Below are 22,018 nucleotides of genomic sequence, written 5' to 3'. Positions count from 1 at the left end.
ACAGGAGTAAAAATACTATTTTAATATGCGAAATGTCTTAATTATAGGAGCAGGAAAATCTACTGCACAGCTTATAAAATATTTAGCCGAAAATGCTATCACCGAGGACTTGCGTTTAATTGTTGCTGATAAGGAGTTCATTAATGCAACGCGACTGGCAAAAGACTGGGCGTGTGTAGAAGCCATTCAATTAGAGATAGCAGATACTGAGGTGAGACAACAACTAATTAAAAATGCTGCTATTGTAATTAGTATGTTGCCCGCACGGTTGCATATCGAAATAGCACGAGATTGTTTACGCTTCAAAAAAAATATGGTAACGGCTTCTTATATCAGCGAGGAGATGGAAGCCTTACATAAAGAGGTAACCGCAAGCGGACTTATTTTTATGAACGAAATAGGTCTGGATCCCGGTATTGATCATATGAGCGCAATGCGGGTGATTGACCGCATTAGAGATCAGGGAGGTAAACTACTTTTGTTTGAATCGTTTTGTGGCGGATTAGTTGCTCCTGAAAGTGATGATAATCTCTGGAATTATAAATTTACCTGGAATCCTAGAAATGTGGTTTTAGCCGGGCAAGGTGGTGCAGCAGAGTTTATTCAGGAAGGAACCTACAAATACATTCCCTATCAAAGACTTTTCAGAAGAACAGAATTTCTTGATGTGGAGGGTTACGGGCGATTTGAGGCGTATGCAAACCGTAATTCATTAAAATACCGAAGCATCTACGGTCTTGAAGATGTGCTTACGTTATATAGAGGGACCATGCGTAGAGTAGGTTTTTCACGAGCATGGAATCTTTTTGTACAACTCGGGATGACAGATGATAGTTATGTTTTGCAGGATACAGAAACGATGAGCTACCGCGAGTTTACAAACTTATTTTTGCCGTATTCTCCTACAGACTCTGTGCAGTTAAAATTGCGTCATATGCTCAAGATTGATCAGGATGATTTGCTGTGGGATAAACTCTTAGAATTGAATTTATTTGATAAAACTAAAAAAATTGGGCTTCGGAAAGCAACTCCTGCTCAATGCCTGCAACGCATTCTTGAAGATAAATGGACGCTTGATCACAATGATAAAGATATGATCGTAATGTATCATAAGTTTGGTTATGAACTCAAGGGCGAGCAAAAACAAATAGATTCAACTATGGTAAGTGTGGGCGAGAATCAAACCTATACCGCAATGGCAAAAACGGTGGGTTTACCGGTGGGTATAGCAGCGTTAAAGATTTTAAACGGTGTTATTGCCAATCCGGGAGTACAATTGCCGGTTTCAAAAGAAGTTTACAACCCTATTCTTGATGAGTTAGAGACTCACGGAATTATTTTTAAAGAATACGAAGTGCCTTATTTGGGCTATAACCCACATCACGAATAAGCTTAATTTAGTTTACTCGGTAATCGAGATTAAAATACTTCAAAACGTGCAGCAAAGTCAAAAGCTGTTTTCTAATAATGCCTTGCGGATTTGCCGGAGAATAGTTTACGATTATAACTTTTATTCAGTTAGAGCTTGTGTGAAGTAAGTTTATTGCTACTTTTAGGTGACAAATTATAGGTTATGAAAATCGTAAACGAACAAATAGCAATTGACGGAATAGATAAAATCATTTTACGTCAGTTGATGGATGATGCACGAAAACCCATTTTAGAGATTGCCAGACAAGTAGGGATCTCGGGTGCTGCTATTCACCAGCGCCTGCGCAAATTGGAAAAATCAGGTTTAATTACCGGTTCAAAATTTACAGTAGATCCTAAAGTTTTAGGATATAATACCATGGCTTTTATAGGGATTTATCTCGACCGGGCAATGAGCAACCCCAAAGCGGTTAAACAGCTTGAAGAAATCCCTGAAGTTTTAGAGTGTCATTATACCACCGGAAACTGGTCAATTTTCATTAAAATACTCTGTAAAAATAACGAACACCTGATGCACTTACTCAACAAAAAAGTACAGGCTATTGACGGTGTTTCACGAACAGAAACTTTTATTTCCTTAAATCAACAAATAGAAAGGCAGATTCAGATTTAGGTTGAAAACCAAAAATGGTTTTGATTGAACCAATAAAAAACCCGGTACTTTTGAATATCAAGTAACCGGGTTTTCCAACTTAACTAACCAACCAATTATGAACAGTTATTAAGTCGGTTATATGACAAATAACTTACAGTAATTTTAAAAAAAAATTACAAAACCATAAGATTACAACCGCGTATATCTGAGGTGTCAAATCTTCCCAGAATTTCAAAGTGTTTATCGTCTATTTTCTTACCCAGATCTTGAGTGGCGATAAACGGGCATGAGTAGTGATTGGCAAGATCAACCACATTGATCCCACCTGCTTTACCGGGCTTTATAAGTTGTAGTGCATCTTCAGTATCCCGCATAAAAACTTGCATCCACGGGGGTAACGTGAAAATACCTTTACCGTTAGAATATCCTTGAGAAAGCAATTCGGTCATGCCATATTCGCTGTGAATTTCGGCTACGCCAAAACCTTTTTTAAGAATTTGATGCAGCTCTTCGCGAATTAGTTCTTTACGACGACCCTTCATGCCGCCGGTTTCCATTACAATGGTGTTTTGAAGCTTAAAATCAAACTGCTCTACCAGATCAAGTAATGCAAAAGAAACACCAATTAATAAAACCTTTTCTCCTGCTGCGTCCAGGCGTTTTAGCGTTTTGCTCAAGCCGTTATAATCGTTTAAGTAAAAGCCACTTTCAGGATTTTTACTGTCTTTGATCAGGCAATCTACCATATAAATTAAAGAAGATCCATTGCGCTCGAGATACGAAGGTAAAAGCGCAAGTACTGTATACTCTTCGATGTTACCGTAATGTAAATTAAAGCTTTCGCGAAAGCTATATTCATACAAACTCAGGTCTGTGACGTGGTGTTTACTAGTGATGCTTCCGGTGGTGCCACTGCTTGTAAATGTAGTCTGAATAGCATCTGTTGAAGCTAAAACGTTAAACTCCTTAAAAAACTGAATAGGAAGAAAGGGTATTTTTTCAACCTGATTAATTGCTGAAGGAATAACAGCTAAATGGTCACAGAATTTACGGTAGACCGCATTGTGTTCCCACTGAAACTGAAAAGATGCAAGTGCGCAGGTTTCAAATTCAGCAGCATTAGAAATTTTAAAAATAGATTCTGGGAGCATAGCTAATTTTAGAGTTGCAAAGGTATTTAAAATGGAAAAGCAGCAGAACATTTATTAATTTTAAAGCAAGTATACTTTATCTAAATGTTACTAATGCTTTTAGCATTATTGTGCCAAGATTTAAACAGTATCTTTACGATTACATTAAATTTTTAGCCTTATGAAGAAAAAAGAGATTAAAATTTTGCTGGTTGATGATGAGCCGGATATTCTGGAAATTGTAGGGTATAACCTTAGTAATGAAGGCTATCAGGTGATTACTGCTTCTAATGGTAAAGAAGGAGTTAAGGCCGCAAAAAAGAATAATCCACATCTTATAATTCTAGATGTTATGATGCCTGAGATGGATGGTATTGAGGCTTGTGAGCAGATTAGAAAGTTACCGGGGCATGAAGAAACCATTATCACTTTTTTAACCGCCCGTGGTGAAGACTACTCTCAGGTTGCTGGTTATGATGCAGGTGCAGATGATTATATCACAAAGCCTATAAAACCCAAGGTGTTGGTGAGTAAAGTAAAGGCTCTTTTACGTCGTCTTAAAGAGGAGGAAGAAGGTGATGCTTCTGTAAAGATTGGAGATTTAGTAATCAACCGTGAGGAGTATAAAATCATTAAGGATAAAAAAGAAATGGTACTCCCCAGAAAAGAATTTGAATTGCTTTCGCTTCTTGCTTCAAAGCCCGGTAAAGTCTTTAAACGCGAAGATATTCTAGATAAAGTTTGGGGTAACGAGGTTGTTGTAGGCGGAAGAACCATAGACGTACACATTAGAAAACTACGCGAAAAAATAGGAGACAAAAAGTTTAAAACCATTAAAGGTGTAGGGTATAAATTTGTGGTTTAATGGCAGCCAAATTTAAAAAATCATATCGCTTTGCGGTGTTTTCATCTTCGATGATCACTGTTGCACTAACGCTCTTTGTGAGCGTTTTTTTCTATCTTAAAAATACCTTTGACTGGTCGTTTACGCTGCTGTTCTTTGTCGTGTGCTTTGCGTTTTCTTTTGTGCTGATACAGGTGCGGGTTGAGCGTTTTATCTACAAACGCGTGAAGAAAATCTATGATGATGTATCGCTGCTTGATGTGACAACCTTACGACGCGGGCAAGTAACTACAGATATGAATACGCTCACTAAAGAAGTTGAGCGTTTTGCAGCCAGTAAAAAATTAGAGATCGAATCGCTTAAGATACGTGAAGAGTACAGAAAAGAGTTTATGGGTAATGTGGCGCACGAACTTAAAACACCTTTATTCACTACGCAGGGTTATATTCTCACGCTTCTTGACGGGGCGATGAAGGATAAAAGCGTACGCAAAAAATACCTTAAACGCGCAGCAGCAGCAGTAGAGCGTCTGGTTTATCTGGTGAGTGATCTGGATATGATTTCTAAACTAGAGGTAGGAGATCTGAACTTGCGGTATGAATATTTTGATATGGTTGTGCTGGTAAAAGACACGTTTGAGTTGCTGGAGATGAAAGCTTCTAAAAAGAATATCACGCTGACTACAGATATGGATTACAATGAGCCCATTTATGTAAATGCAGATCGGGAGCGTATTCAGCAGTTGCTTACCAATCTTATTGTAAACTCTATAAAATATGGGAAGCAAGACGGTACAACAGAAATTTCTATTGAAAATCTAATTCAGAATAAAGTTATTGTGCGGGTGACTGATAATGGAGAAGGAATCGCTAAAGAACACATTCCGCGACTATTTGAGCGGTTTTATCGCGTAGACAAAAGTGGTTCGCGCAGAGAAGGAGGATCAGGCCTTGGTCTCTCTATCGTCAAGCATATTATTGAAGCCCATGACGAAAAGATTTATATTGAAAGCGACTTTGGAGTGGGATCTGAATTTTCGTTCACTCTTGAAAAGGCTGAAGAGCTCCCTAAAACCAGTGCTGTTGAAACTTCCCTCGTTGAGTAAGGGTTTAAAACCACTATAAACTTTAGCCTTGCTCAGTGCTTTTAGGCTGAAATTCTCTTGTTCTTTAAAGGGTATAACACCTTTGTTTTGCAAACGTTTTGCAAGATATTCTTGTTCGGTTTGACCGGGTGTTGGTATAAAAAAGGCTTTTTTACCCAGTTTATACAAATCCATTACTGTAGTGTAGCCAGAGCGACTAATGATGAGGTCGCTAGAACAAATGGCTTTTTGTAAATCTTCAGTTTCCATAAAGTTTACAATTTTTACCTGCTCTTTCCGGGTAACGGTTTGTTGTTCTTCAATCACACCGCGTACAAAAAGCACCTGACCTTTATAGTGCTTCAGTTCGTGCATTAAAAGTTCTTCAAGCTCTGTACGTTGAGGTTCTGGGCCGCTTAACAACACCATAATGTCGTAATGCGATTCAGTCTCAACAGGCTCTAAGCGCGACAAAGCTCCAATATATTTTACTGGGATTTCAAACTTTTTAGGATGACCTAGTTTTCCGCTTAGATTGGTTTTTCCAGAAAAATCAGGAACCCAGCACTCATCAAAACGCTTAATATAATTGCGGTGCATAGCCGAAGTCAAACGGGTGGTGCTTCCGCTTAAAACCTGTAATTGGTGTGTTACAAAAACGGTAGGTATATCGTTGTGGTAAAGACCTAAACGGTTGTCAGAAATAACCCCGTCTATTTTTTTGTTTTTAACCAGTTTCTTAAGTAATTCTCGTTCTTGCCGGATCGCCTTAAGCACTTTAGGACTGCGCAAAAGCATTTTCCATTTAAAACGTTTTCCGTTTTTAGCGTATTCTATTTTATAAGAAGGAAATTCTAAAAACTCAAGCTGCGGAAATTCTTTTTGAAGTAGTTGCAACGCAGGACCGTCACTACCTATGATAACCTGAAAACCTTCAGCCAAAAGCGCATGGATAATGGGTATGCTGCGTGTAGCATGACCCAGTCCCCAGTTAAGCGGTGCGACTAATATGTTTTTTGGTTTATTCATTAATACAAAGATGTAACATAGCTGGTAATTAAACGTTTCCGCTAGATTATCAAACTATTAAAAATACCGTTTAGTATACTATTTGAAAAAACATAGTTTGTTTGTAGTATTCTAAATATCAACATGTTGTGTATTTTTAATTGTGTTATCAAAAGGTTAGTATGTTTTATAGCTTGATTATAGAAGCGCATGTGAAGGAGTACCCGTATATTTGACGCGAATTTTTGTAGAGGCCTATTTTGCGAGAGCAAAAGCTTCAGTGGTTTTAAGTTTTTAAAGCATTAACGTCCGCTTGCGGGATTAGAGATCATCAGATTTGGGAAGTAAAAATAAATTGAGACGCTTTCGCGAAAACGAAACATTTAGCAATGTAATTCAGCCAAAACGAGAGGATTTGACTGAACAGGAATTTCCTTTAAAAGGAAACTGGAACCGTGATTTCTTTAAAAACGACAAGCCTATTGTTTTAGAATTGGGTTGTGGAAAAGGAGAATATACTGTGGGTCTGGCGCAACGCTATCCCGATAAAAACTTCTTGGGGATAGACATAAAAGGTGCGCGTTTTTGGCGTGGTGCAAAAACGGCTTTAGAAGAGAATATCACTAATGCCGGTTTTATGCGAACTCAGATCGAATTGGTTGATAAAGCTTTTGCAGAAAATGAGATTTCTGAGATTTGGATCACATTCCCAGATCCGCAGATCAAGTATAAACGCACCAAGCACAGGATGACCAATCCTGATTTTCTTGCACGTTATAAAACCATTTTGAAATCAGATGGTGTGATGCATTTAAAAACAGACAGTGAGTTTATGCATGGGTATACATTGGGACTTCTTGAAGGACTGGGACACGAGATTTTGTATGCGCATCACAATGTGTATATCAATCATTTAGCGCCAGAAGAAGTAATAGGTATACAGACTTTTTATGAAAAACAGTATCTTGAAAAAGGTAAAGCGATAACTTATATCAAATTCAGGATCAACTAATTACTTTTGGAAATAACGAAGCTCTTTTTTATAACTTATTTCGCGGCTTTTCTGGGCGTACTTCCTCCCGGTCTTGTTAATATGTCTGTCGCAAAGACCTGCGTGCATCGCGGGATGCGTAACGGAATTCTGGTTGCCATAGGAGCTTCAATCGTAGTTTTAATTCAGGCGTTTGTTGCTATTTTATTAGCACGTTATATTTTTAGTCATCCAGTTGTACGCAACACGCTTTTGCGTACAGGCATTGTAATTTTTGGAATACTGGCAGTTTATTTTTTTATCGCGGCTAAAAAAAATAAGGTTAAACAGGTTGAAATCCCCAAACACTCAGGGCGTCGCAGTTTTGCAAAAGGTGTTTTTGTGGCGGTGATCAATGTTTTGCCTATCCCATATTTTTGTGCGCTTAGTGCAGCATTTAATGTAACTAGTGTGAGCAATAATGGTTGGGTTGAGGTGGCTTTATTTACGCTAGCTGCGGCATCTGGGACATTCACGGCACTGTATTTATATGTAGTAGGTTTTAATCGCATTCAGCACGAGCCCCGCAATTTTGCAAAGTATTCTAATTATTTTATGGCAGCTTTGATGATAGTCTTAGTCGTGCTTACACTCATTCGTATGCTTTATGGCAAAGTCTGAAACCCTCAATTTTTTTGAACGAGTCTATGATGTCGCAAGGCAAATTCCTTACGGAAAAGTAACTTCTTATGGTGCTATTGCCAGATGTCTGGGTGCTGCAAAAAGTGCAAGAATGGTAGGCTATGCTATGAATGGAGCTTCAGAAAAAGAAGATGTGCCGGCACACCGTGTTTTAAACCGAAACGGAGTTCTTACCGGTAAACATCATTTTCCCGGTACAGATCTTATGCAACAACTACTAGAGAACGAAGGTCATATTATAAAAAATGACCAGCTTCAGGATTTTAAAAAACACTTTTGGGATCCGGTTGTTGTGATAGGTTTAGACGTACAAGACGACCAATAACTCAAACTAAGTTTAAGGTGATTATGTATACCGGAAACCATTCAGTTTTCTGCCAATAGATAGGCAATAACTCTTTCGAGTTCTGAAGTTTTCGGCCTATATTTGCACCTTTAGAATCAATCCAAGTAAGACAACGTGAAGTTAGAGAAACAAGCAATATTTAACGCGCTAAAAACCATAAGTGTACCCGGAGAAGGTGAAGATATGGTAACCAGTGGAGCTGTTACAAATGTGATGACTTTTGGAGATGAAGTAATCGTAGATATCACAATTAAAAATCCCAGTTTACAAGCCAAGAAAAAAGCTGAAGTTGAGATTATGAAGGCTATTCACGCTGAAGTTCATATGAAAGCTCAGGTTAAGGTAAATGTTAGGGTTGATGCTCCCGAGAAAGCGCCTAAAAACGAAATTAAAGGAAAGCCCATTCCGGGAATTCAAAATATTATTGCAGTGGCTTCCGGTAAAGGAGGCGTAGGTAAATCTACAATAACAGCCAATCTTGCGGTGAGCCTGCAAAAGATGGGTTTTAAAGTGGGTATTCTTGATGCCGATATTTATGGGCCGTCTATTCCCATTATGTTTGATGTGCAAGACGAGAAACCGCTTTCAGTAAAAGTTGATGGCAAACAAAAGATGAAACCTGTAGAAAGCTATGGGGTTAAGATTTTGTCTATTGGGTTTTTTACAAAACCAGATCAGGCAGTTGTATGGCGTGGGCCTATGGCTTCTAAAGCCTTGAATCAGATGATTTTTGATGCGGCCTGGGGAGAATTAGATTTTCTTTTGGTTGACCTGCCTCCGGGAACAGGAGATATTCACTTGAGTATTGTGCAGGCGATGCCATTAACAGGGGCAGTTGTCGTGAGCACCCCGCAAAACGTTGCTTTAGCAGATGCTAAAAAAGGTGTGGCGATGTTTCAGCAAGACAGTATTAATGTACCAGTATTGGGTATTGTAGAGAATATGGCGTGGTTTACTCCAGAAGAATTACCAGAGAATAAATATTATATTTTTGGTAAAGAAGGTGCTAGTAACTTAGCTGCAGATCTAGATGTGCGTTTACTAGCCCAGATTCCATTAGTGCAAAGCATTCGCGAAGGTGGAGATGTGGGTCACCCTGCTGCTTTACAAAAAGATACTATATTAGCAGAAGCTTTTGAAACCATGACGCGCAATAGTGTTGAAGAGTTAGTGAAGCGTAACGATAGTTTACCTCCTACAGAAGCTGTAAAAATTACTACAATGGCAGGTTGTGCCGCTGTTAAAAAATAAGTTATGACAGATACAGAATTAAAAAGTAAAGTCGAAGCAGCGCTAGAAGAAATTCGCCCGTTTTTACAAAGCGACGGTGGTGATATTGCCTTATTGAGTATAGAAGATGGTACTACTGTAAAAGTACAACTAGAAGGTGCTTGCGTGGGCTGTAGTGTAAACCAAATGACTTTGAAGAGTGGTGTTGAGATGACTATTAAAAAACATGCTCCACAGATAGAACATGTAATCAATGTGATGCCTAATTAAAAGGTTTTATTTTACTCGATAATCGAGATTTAAATGCTCCGAGACTTGTCTCGTTCTAAAAATGTATTGTTCAGAAAACTACTTCATGGGCTTGCCCCAAAGTGGTTTTCTAGATAAGCCGGTAGAGAACATTCTTTACCGGCTTTTTTTTATTTTATTGCTTTAAATGTAAAAGTTACAGTTAATGCTTATATTTAACAAATTTTCTATACATACTATTATGAGTCATTCTAAAGGTCGAAGGTCTGCAATTCGCAATATTGCTTTAACTACTTCAGGTATTGGGTTGGGTTTTTCGGCAATAAGCTGTAAAACAGAATCTGATAATACCACCGAAGAAACACCGATAACCGAAACCGAGCAACCTTTAAAGGGAAACATAAACCATTCTGCGTGTTACTGGTGCTATAACAGTATTTCGCTAGATGATTTTGCAAAAAGCGCAGCAGATTTAGGGCTGAAAGGAATAGATCTTCTAACACCTGAAGAGTGGGAAACTGTAGAAAAATACGGACTCAAATGTGCGGTAGCGACAGATACTTTTGCAAGCATTACAGATGGTTTTAATGATCCTGCAAATCATAAAGATTTACAAGAAAAATATAAAGGTCTTATAGATAAAGCCAGTGCTCAAGGTATAAAGAATGTTATTGTATTTTCTGGTAATCAAAGGGATCTGACTGAAGAAGAAGGTCTTGTAAATTGTACAGAAGGTCTTGCGCCTCTTGCAAAATATGCCGAAGAAAAAAATGTGGTGCTCATTATGGAACTGCTCAACAGTAAAATAGATCATAACGACTATCAATGTGATACTACTCCGTGGGGTGTGAAATTGTGTGAGCGTCTGGGTTCTGAAAATTTTAAGTTGCTATACGATATTTATCATATGCAAATTATGGAAGGTGATGTGATTCGCAACATAAGCGATTATCATCAATATATTGCGCATTACCATACAGGTGGTGTTCCCGGTAGGCATGAGATTACAGAGGTTCAGGAGCTCAACTATCCGGCGATTATGAAAGCTATTCTGGCAACTGGTTATGAGGGCTTTGTAGCACAAGAATTCATACCTACTTATGAAGATAAAATTGCGGCTTTAGATGAGGCTATTAAAATCTGTGACGTTTAGCTTTAACCCTACTATTTTACTAGGTTTTTTAAGTTGTTAAAAAAAGGATTTTTCTTAATTTAGCGGGCTCTAATACTAGCTATTATGCAAGATGTAACTATAACCGTGATCGACCGGGACGGAGTGGCTCACGCACTTGAGGCGCCAACTGATATGAATTTAAACCTGATGGAAGTTTGTAAGATGTATGAACTACCCGTAGAAGGTACCTGTGGCGGTATGGCTATGTGTGCTTCTTGCCAGTGTTATGTGGTTTCTGATCATAAACTGAATGAGATGGGCTACGATGAAGAAGCGATGCTTTCTGAAGCTTTTAATGTGGAAGAAAACAGTCGTTTGGGATGTCAGATACCCATCACGCCAGATCTTAACGGACTTGAAGTGAAGTTAGCTCCTGAGAGTTAGGAACACTAAACTATATAAAAGAGCCTTAAAAGCATATGTTTTTAAGGCTCTTTTACTTTCAATACGTTTTCAATAAAAGGTTTAATCCTGTTTACAATCTCTGTATTTGCTTTTTTAGAAAGATGTAAACCATCTTTGGCAATAAGAGTAGGTTCTGAAAGTCCACGTTTTGTTATAGCCGTAATATCTAAAAAATTGACTCCGCGCTGTTTTGCTACTTCCTCAATAAAAGAATTATAGGCGTTTACTTTCTTTGATATCCGTTTGGTATTGTTTTCTTTTTGACCAAATGGAGTATACGCATAATCTGGTATCGAGATTACAAATACACCTTCAGCTTTATTTTTAGTGTGATTAATGGCAAATTCCAGAAGTTGTAAAAATTCGGTTTTAAATTGACTGAATGCTTTACGCTGGTACAAATTATTACTTCCTATGAGTAAGGTTGTAAAATCAAAATCTGAAGAAATATTTTTCAGTTTTAATGTATTGATCAAATCATCGGTACGCCAGCCGGCTTCAGCGTAGCGGGTAATTTGTACATCACGAGACTTGTTTTCATTTAAAAGATAAGCAAGTTGTACCGGAAAAGCACATGTATAGCAAATACTAGTTCCGGCAGTATAACTATCTCCTAATGCCAGATAAGCAATTTTATTGGGAGCGCTAAAGGGTTTAATACTCTGGGTCTTGTCGCGAAATTGAAAATTTGCTTCAAAGTAATGCATTATGGATTTGCCCAGAGGTAGTTTACTTTTTTCTTGATTTTGGGCCAAAATGTTCCCTGATAGAAGAAAGCCTAAAGCAAGAATATAAACAACAAATTTATCCGGCATAGTCTCGCTTTAATCTTTAATGATGGTGTTGACGATAGGAAGCAGTCTATCTACAAATTCTGCATAAGCATCTTCAGAAGGATGCAAGCCATCTGAAGCTACGAGGTTAGGCTCAGCTATTCCCCTGCGGGTTATGTCTGTGATATTTAAAAATTTTACGTTGCGCTTTTCTGCAATTTCTTTTGCATAGGCATTGTATTTATCCAATTCATCAGAAATCTGCTGCGGATTTGAAGTGGTCTGACCAAAAGGGGTAAACGCATAATCTGGTGTAGAAATAATTACAACACGTTCTTTTTCACCCTGCGCAAGATTTATTGCAGTTGTTAAAAGTTGCGAAAATTCATTCTCATAGACACTAAAAGGTGTTCCCTGAAATTGGTTATTGACCCCGATAAGTAAGGTGACAAAGTCATAAGTCTTATCAGGATTCTGATCTTCAATGGCCGCGATCAGGTTATCTGTGCGCCATCCTGTTGTGGCGATAATATCTGTATGCACACTTTTATTAGTTAATTGCTCTAAGGCATTTTCTAATTGAATAGGAAATCTACAGGTATTGCAAACGCTTTCCCCTATGGTATAACTGTCACCCAAAGCCAGATAGCTGTAATCTGAATTTTCTTCCGCTATAGGAAGCTCTTCTGTTGTACTGGTAGTTTCTTCAGTGACGCCACATCCTAGTAGAATGAGAATAGTAACTGCATTTAATATGTATAGCGTGTAATTTTTCATTTTAGCTTTTTATTCGGTTTGATAATCGCTGAGTTTTTGAGGCCCTTCTAATAAAATCCTCACGATTTTAAGAACGCCCTCATCGTTAGTGGCAATCTGCCATTTGATGAGCGAGATTGCTCCATTTTCGATTTCTAAACCGGTTATGCTACGTGGATGCACACAGCTTCCGTCATTAAAATAGGCAATATCTCCCGGTTCTGGAAATCTGGGGCGATGCGTATGCCCGGTAACTGTAAATTGATTGTCTCGCTGCGTGATCCATTTTTTGGTACGCCGCTCTACCTTAATAAGTTCATGATAGTTTTTTGCGGGACTGGTAGGATCTAAAATACCTACTCCCTGTAGTGGTCGCCATAATACGCGTACCATAAAACGATTAAAACGCCAAGCGATATAATTCATCCAATCTGCCTGATGCCCGTGACAGAGAAACAATTTCTGTCCGGTTTCAGTATGCTTTAATATAAGAGCTTCGTTTACTGTTATCCCGGGAAAAAGGGGTTTGTCTGTGCCTGTTTTGCGGTCAAAAAAACTAAACAGATTTTTCTCAACTTGGAGTTTATTCTTGTAAATCATATCATGGTTTCCCCACAACAGGTGCAATCTGTTTTCATTAAAAAATAGTTGCATCAAACCATATACATTTTGATGCGATTCAAAAATAGTCGTGAAGTTTATATTTTCCCAAAGTTCATCACCGTCACCCAGCTCACAATAAGTAAACCCATTTTTGTAGTAATGTTTTAAAGCGTGATAGTAGATGTTACGGTTATTGGCAAAGTCGTCTGCGCTGCTGTTATCACCTCTGTGGCAATCGCTAAACAAGATAAACTTGCTAGAGTCTGAAAACGGAATTACCGGTGCGTTTTTTAACGCCCGATCAAAACGAGATATAAACGACATAGAGCTTTTTAAGCTAAAGATACAACTAACACCAGAAGCGTAAGTGTTCTTCGTGTCTTAAACAGCCTTGAAATTAATCAGAAAATTACGCTGAAACCTTGTCGTTGATTTCTTGCTCGATACCACTCCAGAGTACAATGCGTCGCTTTAAGGCTTCAATAGCAGTATGTTTTACTTCCTCCCATTTAAGAGAGTCTGTACCGCAAAGTTCATCTACCATTTGTAGCGCCATTGGACCGTGTTCGTCGCCATCTAATTCAATGTGACGGTCAAAGTAATATTTAAAAAGTGTTAAATCTTGTTTGGGGAAATTCTTCTGTATCTCAGTGATGATTTTACCAAACATATCTGGTATAAGATCTTCACGGCCAAAAGTGAAAGCTGCCGCTATTTTATGTGGTTTACCTTCGGCAATAATCTCAAAAGTAAATCGTAAAAATTCTTTTACACTTTCAGGAATATCACTTACTGCAATAACCAGAAAGATGTCTGTGCCGTGTGTGATATGATTTAAAAAGGTGTTGATCTGCTCTAAAGAGGCATCAGACTTTTTCATCGCGTCCAGATACATCTCAAAATGGCTTTGGCGCTTACCTTCTATATTGATATCTGTTTCTTCTGCGAGAACAATCTCATTAATCAGGTATCTGATTTCAGGATTTCCTATAGGATACCAAGGAGTAGAAACTTTAGTGAGGTCAAATTGTAATGCTTTGAGTAAAGACATAAAATCCCATACCGCAAAAACATGATGTTGCATGAATGATTGTAAATCTGCCGGAGTGCGTAGATTTTTATATAGGCTGTGATTTAAAAGCTCATCTTGGTACGGAGCGATAGCTTTATAGATGTACTTACTCATGCAAAATAATTTTCTGCAAAATTAGAAAATTCAATTTGACTATATGCTATTTTAACCCTGATATTCGCTATTAAGACTATTATTTAAATGCATTTAATCCGGTGATATCCATACCAGTTATGAGTAAATGAATATCATGCGTTCCTTCGTAAGTGACAACGCTCTCTAAATTCATCATATGGCGCATAATACTGTACTCACCGGTGATGCCCATTCCTCCCAGAATTTGACGAGATTCCCGAGCTATTTTTAATGCCATTTCAACGTTATTTCGCTTAGCCATAGATATTTGTGAGGAGGTTGCTTTGTCTTCATTTCTTAGCGATCCCAAACGCCAAGCAAGAAGTTGCGCTTTGGTAATTTCGGTGATCATCTCTGCAAGCTTTTTTTGCTGAAGTTGAAATGCTCCGATGGGTTTTCCAAACTGATGCCTTTCTTTTGCATAGCGTAAAGCCGTGTCATAACAGTCCATCGCTGCGCCTATAGCACCCCAGGCAATCCCAAAACGAGCCGAATCTAAGCACATTAACGGAGCGCCTAGCCCAGATTTATTAGGAAGCAGATTTTCTTTCGGAATTTTTACATTGTCAAAGATGAGCTCGCCAGTGGCACTAGCTCTTAATGACCATTTGTTATGGGTTGTGGGGGTAGAAAAACCTTCCATCCCCCGTTCTACTAGTAAACCGTGTATGCGACCGCTTTCATCTTTTGCCCATACCACAGCGACATCTGCGAAGGGTGCATTAGAAATCCACATTTTTGCCCCGTTAAGTAAGTAATGATCGCCTTTGTTTTTAAAATTGGTAACCATCCCGCCGGGATTAGAACCGTGATCGGGCTCGGTAAGACCAAAACATCCAATGAACTCTCCACTGGCTAGTTTCGGTAAAAACTTTTTGCGTTGTGCCTCAGAACCAAATTTGTAAATAGGATACATCACCAGAGAAGACTGTACTGAAGCTGTAGAACGCACGCCGCTATCCCCGCGCTCAATCTCCTGCATAATCAACCCATAACTGATTTGATCTAAACCGGCACCGCCATATTCTTCAGGGATATAGGGGCCAAAGGCTCCAATTTCAGCAAGCCCTTTAATGATTTTTTTAGGAAATTCTGCTTTTTGAGCGGCTTCTTCAATAATGGGAGAGACGTCACGCTTTACCCAATCCCGGGCAGCAGTGCGCACGAGTTTGTGTTCTTCAGTTAAAAGATCGTCTAAGTTGTAATAATCTGGAGCTTCAAAAAGATCAGGTTTCATAAGGTACTTATTGAAAATGATAACATTTCGCGTTACGATTACTAATGCGTTAATGAATGTATCTCGTAACTATCTAAATTTAGCATTTTGCTAATGCAACAGAAACAATTCTTTTGATTTTTCAATAAGAAATTAAAAACAGATTACATTTTTATATAAAAATCTTCAACAAGATCAATGTATTCTTGGGTGTACTGATGCCTTGTTGTTTCAATTATGAGTTCGTCTTTATTGATTGAATTTTGCTTGCGGGAGAATTCTATTAAAGAACGCTTTGATACAACTTCAGGATTACCTTTTACGTGTGTGATGTGGCTGGGATATAAATTAGCTTGAGCAGCAATTTTTATAAATTCTTCTTCACGCATTCGCGGAATAATTACTGAAAAAATTCCTTCAGGATTTAAAAGTTGGTTTACCGAAGCAACAAGTAAGTCAAAAGGCATCGATTCTTCAAAACGGGCATTCACTCGAGCTTTTGAGTTAGTTTGCTCTTCTTGTAAGGTAACAGAGCCTTCAAAAAAGGGTGGATTACATACGATTAGGTGGTATGTGTCTTCTATTTCTGTGGCAAACTCATACAAATGTGCGTGATAGCAAAACAGGCGGTCACCCCAGGGCGATTGCTCAAAATTTTCTACGGCCTGCTCATACGCATCCTCATCAAGTTCTAAAGCGTCAACAAGTTCAGCGTTGCAGCGTTGTGCAAGCATCAGCGCAATAACTCCTGTGCCAGTACCTATATCTAGAATAGAATCGGGTTTCTGATCAATACGTGTCCAGGCACCCAGTAATACACCGTCTGTACCTATTTGCATTGCACAGCGATCTTGCTCTATCTTAAATTGTTTGAATTGAAAGGGTTTTGACACAAATAAAAACTTTAAAATAAGAGGGTGTTTAATGTTTTTGGCGTGACCCTGTCGGGTCGGGCTATCCGCTTCAAGTCCTTGGCATGCTATCGCTTGCCTATGGGTTTTACACTACGATCCCTCACGCATCATTCAAAATCCGAATTTATAGATTATAAATTAAAACGATAAGCGTTATGAGGATACAGATGGCAATAAAAATCACCCACTGTTTTAAAATTCGGTTTTGCTTCCGCAGTTTTAAGGTCTGCCTGTATTTTTCAAGTTCGGCAGGCTTTAATTTCTTAGAGTCAAATTCAAAACCGGATTTGGCAATCTTGTAACCTGAAACATCCTTACGGTGTCCGCTATGTTTTTCCTGGCGCTCACGGCGTCTTTGCAGTGTAGCCTTAAATTGATCTAAACTGCCGTTCATAAGGTAGTACTTTAACTATAAGTACTCAGAAAGGTAAAACGTTACAAATAAATAGCAATCAAACCCTCTGGGGTATCAAGCGTTATGGTTTTTGTAGTCCGGTCAACCTTCTTAATAAAATCGTCATTTACAGGGATAAGAACTTCTTTTCCGTTATGATCAATTTCAAAAAGAGCTTGAGCCGTGTTGTCATTAACGCCGGTGATCGTGCCTACTTCTCCAAAGTAAATGTCATTTACTTTAAACCCTATGATCTCGTGGTAATAAAACTGATTACCCTCTAATTGCGGAAGCATAGACAGCGGTAAATACAATTCTGCATTGATGAGGTCATCTGCATCTTCTTCGGTATTTACATCTTCAAAATCTATGCGAAGTAAAGTAGACTTGTGCAACTGGCTTGCACGTATAAAAAAAGGAACCAGATTGCCGTTAAAATCGACAAATACTGATTCCAGTTCTTCATACATTTCAGGTTCGTCTGTGTCTAGCTTTGCTAGTAACTCACCCTTAAAGCTAAATTTTCGCACGATTTTGCCCAGATAGAAACATTCTTCTTTGCGCATCGTGAGTAGATTTATTTAGCTTCTTCTTCGTTGTTTTCTTCAGCAGCAGGAGCTTCTTCTGTTGCAGCTTCTGCTTCAGGAGCAGCTTCTTCTTCAGGTTGTGCAGCAGCGATACGCGCATCATTAACCGCTTTTTCAGCAGCTAAAGCCTCTTTACGAGCGTCTTCCTGAGCCTTAGTAAGGCCATCTTTTTTAGCTTCAACTTGAGAAGCTTTTTCTTCAACCCAAGCATTGAATTTCTCTTCTGCTTGCTCTTCTGTTAAAGCACCTTTACGTACACCACCAGCAAGATGATTTTTAAGTAAAGCTCCTTTGTAAGAAAGTAAACGTTTTGCAGTTTCGGTAGGCTGGGCCCCGTTTTGCAACCATTTTACTGAAGAATCCACGTCTAATTCAATAGTCGCAGGGTTTGTGTTTGGATTGTAGATACCTAGTTTTTCTAAGTATTTACCATCACGTTTAGCACGCGTGTCTGCGGCTACTACCCAGTAAAAAGGTTTTCCTTTTTTACCGTGTCTTTGCAATCTGATTTTTACTGGCATAAAAATTAATTTTTGGGGTACCCGACCCCGGTTATAATTTATAAATTACTATCTGATAACATTGCGTTGCAGATAGCTTCTCTAAATGAGGGCGCAAATATACTACAATTTTCTGGCTGTCAAGATGTTTTTAGTCTATAAAATTATAAATTTGAGTTCTTAATTGAAGTAAAGTTATGAGAAAGTACATTTTAGTTCTACTATGCCTACTAACAGTGCTTTCGTGTTCTGATGATATTACCTTTAACTCCCCGGCTTTACAAGGTATAAGAGATACGGTATTATTTAGATCAAATGTGCAGCGTGTAGAGTTGTTGCAAGGTTCTCCTTTAGGAAACTCAGTAAGTACCGTTAAATTATCTGGGACTCTTGGTGAAGAGTCTGTGCAATTCAACTTGCCAGTTTATGGTGAAGGTGTTTTTGATCTGGAGCCCAATGCTGCGGCCACTGCTATTTATATCAACTCTGCTGGAAAGATTTTTAATACAGCCTTTGAGGGTGAAGGTCAGATAATTGTAGAGCGTGTTGAAGACAGTTCGTATACCGGTACATTTAGCTTTAGAGCGGGGAGCGCTATAGACACTACAGAAGTTTATTTTACAAAAGGAGTATTTTATGAGGTGCCTTTTTTTACTGCAGAAGTTCCAATAGTTGAAGATGATGTGGTTGCAACTTCTTTCTTCTGTAGAATTAATGGGAACCCTTTTTCGTCACCAACTGTAAGTGCTTCTGCGGGTTCTCAATTTATAACAGGTACAGGTGCTAACAATACTGCAAATATTCGTTTACGTTTTCCTAAGAATATTGACCCGGGTACGTATGAGCTTACCGGTTTTGGCGATAGTGACTATCAGGTAGATTATTTTAGTGGTTTTCCGACTACTATCGTGACGGGAATGCTTACCATCACTTCTCACAATTTTACAAGCGGTTCTGTAGGAGGTTCTTTTTCTTTTACGGCTCAGGGAGCTTCAACAATTCAAGTAACCAGCGGAACTTTTGGTTTTAATTACCTTTAATTTTTTTAGCCGGGGATTTTGATTTTGTGAATGCAAAAAGGCTCAGCAAGGCAAGAACCAGCCAAAAGATGTCTATAAAAGCAATCTGTAGGTGACCCATTGCAAATTGTTCCCAAAACCAGGAATCGCTAAAAATACCGTTTGCTAAGGGAATTAAAAAGCCGAGTATACTACCGCTTAGCAAACAGAAATTACTCATAAATTTGAGGTCTTTCTTAAAGATTAAGAAAATGCTTAAAATTAACCACGAGCCGAAATATACCCAGTATAAAAAGGACTGTCCCGCAGGTTGAATAACTTTTACTGCAATAAACGTGAGTGCTGTAACCGGATACATACTGAGACAAATCGCCATATAAATGCGCGCTACTCTATTGTAAAAAAGGCGTTTTTTCTCGGAAAGGTTTTTGCGATCCCGAGCAACAAGCCAAATGAGTACTCCCGAAATAATTACGATACACGAGAGGATACCCAGAATAAACGAAACGATGCGTAAAAAATAACCGCCATAATCACCAAAATGCAATCTAAACATCACATTCTTAACACTATCTAAATAAGAAGCAGATTTGTAGGGATCTTTTAAAATCGTGGTTTTACCTGTTGCCGGTTTAAAAGTTATGCTTCCGGGAGCATTGAATTTTTCGGTATAATCTAAAAATCCATTTAAGGTTACCTGCATATTGGTATCCCCATAATTGCTTATGGAGATTTCATTCAGATTAAAATGATTCCATTTGGCTAAGGTTTGTGTGGCATAAGTTTCAATCTCAGGAAGCGCGTTCAGTTTTTGGTTTGAAAACGCATAAGCAGCTTTATTGAATTCTAAATCTTCATACAATTGATCTTGATTTCCGTCATAAAGCGCCATAACGCTAGGCGCAATTAAAAGGGCTTTTAGCATAAAAAAAGCACCGGTAACTGCAAGAATAAATTGAAAAGGTAAACCTAAAATTCCAAGAGCTGTATGCGTATCTGTCCAGATAGTTTTGAGCTTTGCCCAAGGACGAAAGGTATAAAAATTGGGTACTATCTTTTTCCAATGAATCAGAACTCCGGTGATGATGGCAAATAGAAAAAAGAACGCAACAAAACCGGAAAGATAATAACCTACAGGATAATAAATCTGAGCAAAGAAATGAAGCCGATATAAAAATTCTCCTAAAGAATACGACTCAATGTATGACTGCTCTTCAAAATTCACAGGGTCTAAATAAAAGAAAGCTCCTTGTTTTGCTTTATCTGAAACCAAGCTTTCTTTTGAAGGCGTTAGATTAACAGCAACGGCACGTTCTGCGTAATAAGTCTTTAGGTTGATATCTCGTCCGTCTAAACCGTAAGAGTCATCAATGTGTTCTAAAATCTCATTGATATTGGGAGGCAGATGATCTTCTTTAACGGCTTCTTCACTGCGTTCCCAGGCAACAATATCATCTCTAAAAAAAGAAAACGAACCTGTGAAAAATATCACATAAAGAGCGACACTAATAACGATGCCACTTACGGTATGTAGATTAAACAGAATATTATAAATACGTTTTCCCATAATTTATGCCGGTAAGGGATGAAGAGGAGGAGCTAAATAAATCAAAACTGAAAGAAGAATACAGATACCTATATAAATACCCCAAACTTTCCATGCGTTTTTTGCTAAAAAAGCGCAGATTAACAAAGCAGCCCAAATGATAAAAAGGCTAAATGTTGAGGTGATTAGAACTACAATGTGACTGGTGTAAGCTGCCACAGCAAGGTGTAAAGTCTGTGCAACAAAGTACCCGCCCAGAATACCCGCTGTAATTTTACCAAAGCGCTGCCATCTGGATTGTGTTAGGTATTTAGAATTTGCGGGCATAAATTATCTCTTTAAAAGATTTAATGGAGTTAATAAAACCAGAAGGCTGCCTGAAGTCATCAGGCAAACCAGACCTGAAAATATACCTGCCGCCCAACCTAGCGCAATAACAAATACTGAAAATGCCAAAATCAGCAGGACAAGCCCGCAGATTTTGACAAGTTGATTACTGTGTTTAAATAACCCATTATCTATGAGTTTTTTCTTTTTGCTCTGCATTTTATCTGATGCAGAATACAGCGCATAAAAACCAACAAATAAAAGAATAATAGCTAATAAAATCATAGGTTACAAAAGGTTGCACAATGCCAGATAAACTCATAATCAGTATCCTTAAATTTACCAGGCACTTCTTCATTATGTGTTATTTCAAGAATGTATTTAGTGTCAAAAGGCTTATTGAAACTCAAATAACCATCTTTATCTGTAGTCAGTTTTTTAGTCCATAAATCTTTCATAGAAAGTGTTGCTTCTCCTTCTGCTAAAGGCGCACCTTTATAAAATACCTGGAGCTGTACAGTTTCAGCGGTATTAGAAGTTTCTTTGATTAGTAGACCTTCAGAATACTTTTCCACTTCAACGGGAGCCTCAGTATCTACAAGAATTTGTTGAAAAGCCTGATATTCGGGTTTAAAGATTCCAAAATCATATTCCGTATAATCTAACACGTCAATGTTTCGATTTTCAAGAAAAACGAGGTAGCCTCCTTGTTCTTTTGGTGTGAATTCAGCTGAATAATAATCCTTGTGAGCACTTGTCTTTAAAGCGGTCTTTTCTCCAGAAGGAGTGACTAACCAAAGCGTAAAGTCAGCAACACCAGCAAAAGCTTCACCTGCTACTTCTTCAACAACTCCGTAGGCATATTCGCCAAAATAAACCTTGACTTCTTGTTTTTGATTTTGTGCTCCGGTCGGGTTCGTTTCTATCCATAAATAATGAGCGAATGTAGACTTCGATACAAATAGAAATAAGAATAGGCTTAGATATTTTATGTTTTTCATAATGAT

The 22,018-nt window shown here is 38.3% G+C and carries 26 protein-coding genes and 1 pseudogene; 12 read left to right on the top strand and 15 right to left on the bottom strand.

The genetic code is table 11. From position 1 onward, the window contains the following. Positions 1–25 precede the first annotated feature (25 nt). Together DSM02_RS11975 and DSM02_RS11970 are read left to right on the top strand one after the other, a co-directional pair. Entirely contained in the window at positions 26–1,390 is a 1,365-nt protein-coding gene (locus tag DSM02_RS11975; RefSeq protein WP_128765856.1) for a saccharopine dehydrogenase family protein, read from the top strand. Between the two features lie 183 nt (positions 1,391–1,573). Next, positions 1,574–2,044 carry an Lrp/AsnC ligand binding domain-containing protein gene (locus DSM02_RS11970; RefSeq protein ID WP_128759804.1) on the top strand — a complete coding sequence of 157 codons (471 nt, stop codon included), beginning with the start codon at positions 1,574–1,576 and terminating at the stop codon, positions 2,042–2,044. Between the two features lie 155 nt (positions 2,045–2,199). Here DSM02_RS11970 and DSM02_RS11965 read toward each other — a convergent pair whose 3' ends face one another. Continuing rightward, positions 2,200–3,177, bottom strand: a complete 978-nt coding sequence (locus tag DSM02_RS11965) for a LuxE/PaaK family acyltransferase (RefSeq protein ID WP_128765855.1) — start codon at positions 3,175–3,177, stop codon at positions 2,200–2,202. Positions 3,178–3,337: 160 nt separating this feature from the next. On the opposite strand from DSM02_RS11965, the gene DSM02_RS11960 reads away from it, so the two are divergent. Both DSM02_RS11960 and DSM02_RS11955 read left to right on the top strand, forming a co-directional pair. After that, positions 3,338–4,021, top strand: a complete 684-nt coding sequence (locus DSM02_RS11960; protein ID WP_073096317.1) for a response regulator transcription factor — start codon at positions 3,338–3,340, stop codon at positions 4,019–4,021. Next, positions 4,021–5,106 carry a sensor histidine kinase gene (locus DSM02_RS11955; protein WP_128765854.1) on the top strand — a complete coding sequence of 362 codons (1,086 nt, stop codon included), beginning with the start codon at positions 4,021–4,023 and terminating at the stop codon, positions 5,104–5,106. Before DSM02_RS11960 ends, DSM02_RS11955 begins: the two co-directional genes overlap by 1 nt. A gap of 87 nt (positions 5,107–5,193) precedes the next feature. On the opposite strand, the pseudogene DSM02_RS20585 reads toward DSM02_RS11955, so the two are convergent. Then, positions 5,194–5,460 (bottom strand): annotated as a pseudogene (locus tag DSM02_RS20585) (glycosyltransferase); the annotation flags it as partial. A gap of 970 nt (positions 5,461–6,430) precedes the next feature. On the opposite strand from DSM02_RS20585, the gene trmB reads away from it, so the two are divergent. The 7 genes from trmB to DSM02_RS11915 all read left to right on the top strand — a co-directional run bounded on the left by trmB (position 6,431) and on the right by DSM02_RS11915 (position 11,148). Then, positions 6,431–7,105, top strand: a complete 675-nt coding sequence (gene trmB, locus DSM02_RS11945; RefSeq protein WP_128765853.1) for a tRNA (guanosine(46)-N7)-methyltransferase TrmB — start codon at positions 6,431–6,433, stop codon at positions 7,103–7,105. Between the two features lie 6 nt (positions 7,106–7,111). After that, positions 7,112–7,744 carry a LysE family translocator gene (locus DSM02_RS11940; protein WP_128765852.1) on the top strand — a complete coding sequence of 211 codons (633 nt, stop codon included), beginning with the start codon at positions 7,112–7,114 and terminating at the stop codon, positions 7,742–7,744. Continuing rightward, positions 7,731–8,090 (top strand): MGMT family protein, encoded by a 360-nt coding sequence (locus DSM02_RS11935; RefSeq protein ID WP_128765851.1) that lies wholly within the window; start codon positions 7,731–7,733, stop codon positions 8,088–8,090. Before DSM02_RS11940 ends, DSM02_RS11935 begins: the two co-directional genes overlap by 14 nt. A 135-nt stretch (positions 8,091–8,225) precedes the next feature. Next, on the top strand, positions 8,226–9,362 hold the full coding sequence (locus DSM02_RS11930; protein ID WP_128765850.1) for an Mrp/NBP35 family ATP-binding protein: 1,137 nt from the start codon (positions 8,226–8,228) through the stop codon (positions 9,360–9,362). A 3-nt stretch (positions 9,363–9,365) separates the two neighbouring features. After that, complete coding sequence (locus DSM02_RS11925) at positions 9,366–9,611, top strand: NifU family protein (protein ID WP_128759811.1); 246 nt, start codon at positions 9,366–9,368, stop codon at positions 9,609–9,611. 220 nt (positions 9,612–9,831) lie between these two features. After that, positions 9,832–10,743, top strand: coding sequence for a hydroxypyruvate isomerase family protein (locus DSM02_RS11920; protein WP_128765849.1), 912 nt, complete (start codon positions 9,832–9,834; stop codon positions 10,741–10,743). A gap of 84 nt (positions 10,744–10,827) precedes the next feature. Further along, complete coding sequence (locus DSM02_RS11915; protein WP_128765848.1) at positions 10,828–11,148, top strand: 2Fe-2S iron-sulfur cluster-binding protein; 321 nt, start codon at positions 10,828–10,830, stop codon at positions 11,146–11,148. 41 nt (positions 11,149–11,189) lie between these two features. Here DSM02_RS11915 and DSM02_RS11910 read toward each other — a convergent pair whose 3' ends face one another. The 9 genes from DSM02_RS11910 to DSM02_RS11870 form a co-directional block, all read right to left on the bottom strand. Beyond that, the gene (locus DSM02_RS11910) at positions 11,190–11,984 is read right to left on the bottom strand and encodes an SGNH/GDSL hydrolase family protein (RefSeq protein WP_128765847.1); all 795 of its coding nucleotides are present in this window, start codon (positions 11,982–11,984) and stop codon (positions 11,190–11,192) included. A gap of 9 nt (positions 11,985–11,993) precedes the next feature. Then, complete coding sequence (locus DSM02_RS11905) at positions 11,994–12,719, bottom strand: SGNH/GDSL hydrolase family protein (protein ID WP_128765846.1); 726 nt, start codon at positions 12,717–12,719, stop codon at positions 11,994–11,996. A gap of 9 nt (positions 12,720–12,728) precedes the next feature. Further along, positions 12,729–13,625, bottom strand: coding sequence for a metallophosphoesterase (locus DSM02_RS11900; RefSeq protein ID WP_128765845.1), 897 nt, complete (start codon positions 13,623–13,625; stop codon positions 12,729–12,731). Positions 13,626–13,710: 85 nt separating this feature from the next. Continuing rightward, positions 13,711–14,487 (bottom strand): DUF3050 domain-containing protein, encoded by a 777-nt coding sequence (locus tag DSM02_RS11895; protein ID WP_128765844.1) that lies wholly within the window; start codon positions 14,485–14,487, stop codon positions 13,711–13,713. A gap of 79 nt (positions 14,488–14,566) precedes the next feature. Next, positions 14,567–15,745 (bottom strand): acyl-CoA dehydrogenase family protein, encoded by a 1,179-nt coding sequence (locus DSM02_RS11890; protein WP_128765843.1) that lies wholly within the window; start codon positions 15,743–15,745, stop codon positions 14,567–14,569. A gap of 143 nt (positions 15,746–15,888) precedes the next feature. Next, positions 15,889–16,617: a tRNA1(Val) (adenine(37)-N6)-methyltransferase gene (locus DSM02_RS11885; protein WP_240674046.1), complete on the bottom strand. Its 729-nt coding sequence runs from the start codon at positions 16,615–16,617 to the stop codon at positions 15,889–15,891. Between the two features lie 145 nt (positions 16,618–16,762). Continuing rightward, complete coding sequence (locus tag DSM02_RS11880; protein WP_128765842.1) at positions 16,763–17,032, bottom strand: hypothetical protein; 270 nt, start codon at positions 17,030–17,032, stop codon at positions 16,763–16,765. A gap of 41 nt (positions 17,033–17,073) precedes the next feature. Next, a complete protein-coding gene (gene rimM / locus DSM02_RS11875; RefSeq protein ID WP_128759819.1) occupies positions 17,074–17,598 on the bottom strand; it encodes a ribosome maturation factor RimM in 525 nt (174 codons plus the stop codon). Positions 17,599–17,609: 11 nt separating this feature from the next. After that, on the bottom strand, positions 17,610–18,140 hold the full coding sequence (locus DSM02_RS11870) for a 30S ribosomal protein S16 (RefSeq protein WP_128765841.1): 531 nt from the start codon (positions 18,138–18,140) through the stop codon (positions 17,610–17,612). A 176-nt stretch (positions 18,141–18,316) separates the two neighbouring features. Between DSM02_RS11870 and DSM02_RS11865 the strand changes: the two genes are divergently transcribed. Beyond that, positions 18,317–19,159, top strand: a complete 843-nt coding sequence (locus DSM02_RS11865; RefSeq protein ID WP_128765840.1) for a DUF6252 family protein — start codon at positions 18,317–18,319, stop codon at positions 19,157–19,159. On the opposite strand, the gene DSM02_RS11860 is transcribed toward DSM02_RS11865, so the two are convergent. From DSM02_RS11860 to DSM02_RS11845, 4 genes are read right to left on the bottom strand one after another with little or no spacing between them, the layout of a single operon-like run. Continuing rightward, on the bottom strand, positions 19,146–20,705 hold the full coding sequence (locus tag DSM02_RS11860) for a PepSY-associated TM helix domain-containing protein (RefSeq protein ID WP_128765839.1): 1,560 nt from the start codon (positions 20,703–20,705) through the stop codon (positions 19,146–19,148). The genes DSM02_RS11865 and DSM02_RS11860 overlap by 14 nt on opposite strands. A 3-nt stretch (positions 20,706–20,708) precedes the next feature. Continuing rightward, positions 20,709–21,011, bottom strand: coding sequence for a hypothetical protein (locus tag DSM02_RS11855; protein ID WP_128765838.1), 303 nt, complete (start codon positions 21,009–21,011; stop codon positions 20,709–20,711). A 3-nt stretch (positions 21,012–21,014) separates the two neighbouring features. Beyond that, positions 21,015–21,296, bottom strand: a complete 282-nt coding sequence (locus DSM02_RS11850; RefSeq protein WP_128765837.1) for a DUF3325 family protein — start codon at positions 21,294–21,296, stop codon at positions 21,015–21,017. After that, on the bottom strand, positions 21,293–22,012 hold the full coding sequence (locus DSM02_RS11845) for a DUF4198 domain-containing protein (RefSeq protein WP_128765836.1): 720 nt from the start codon (positions 22,010–22,012) through the stop codon (positions 21,293–21,295). Before DSM02_RS11845 ends, DSM02_RS11850 begins: the two co-directional genes overlap by 4 nt. Positions 22,013–22,018 lie beyond the last annotated feature (6 nt).

This window comes from Leeuwenhoekiella polynyae, from assembly GCF_004104075.1.
Classification (GTDB): Bacteria; Bacteroidota; Bacteroidia; order Flavobacteriales; family Flavobacteriaceae; genus Leeuwenhoekiella; species Leeuwenhoekiella polynyae.
The sequence above is the reverse complement of the archived record's forward strand: the minus strand, read 5'-3'. Positions and strand labels throughout refer to the sequence as shown.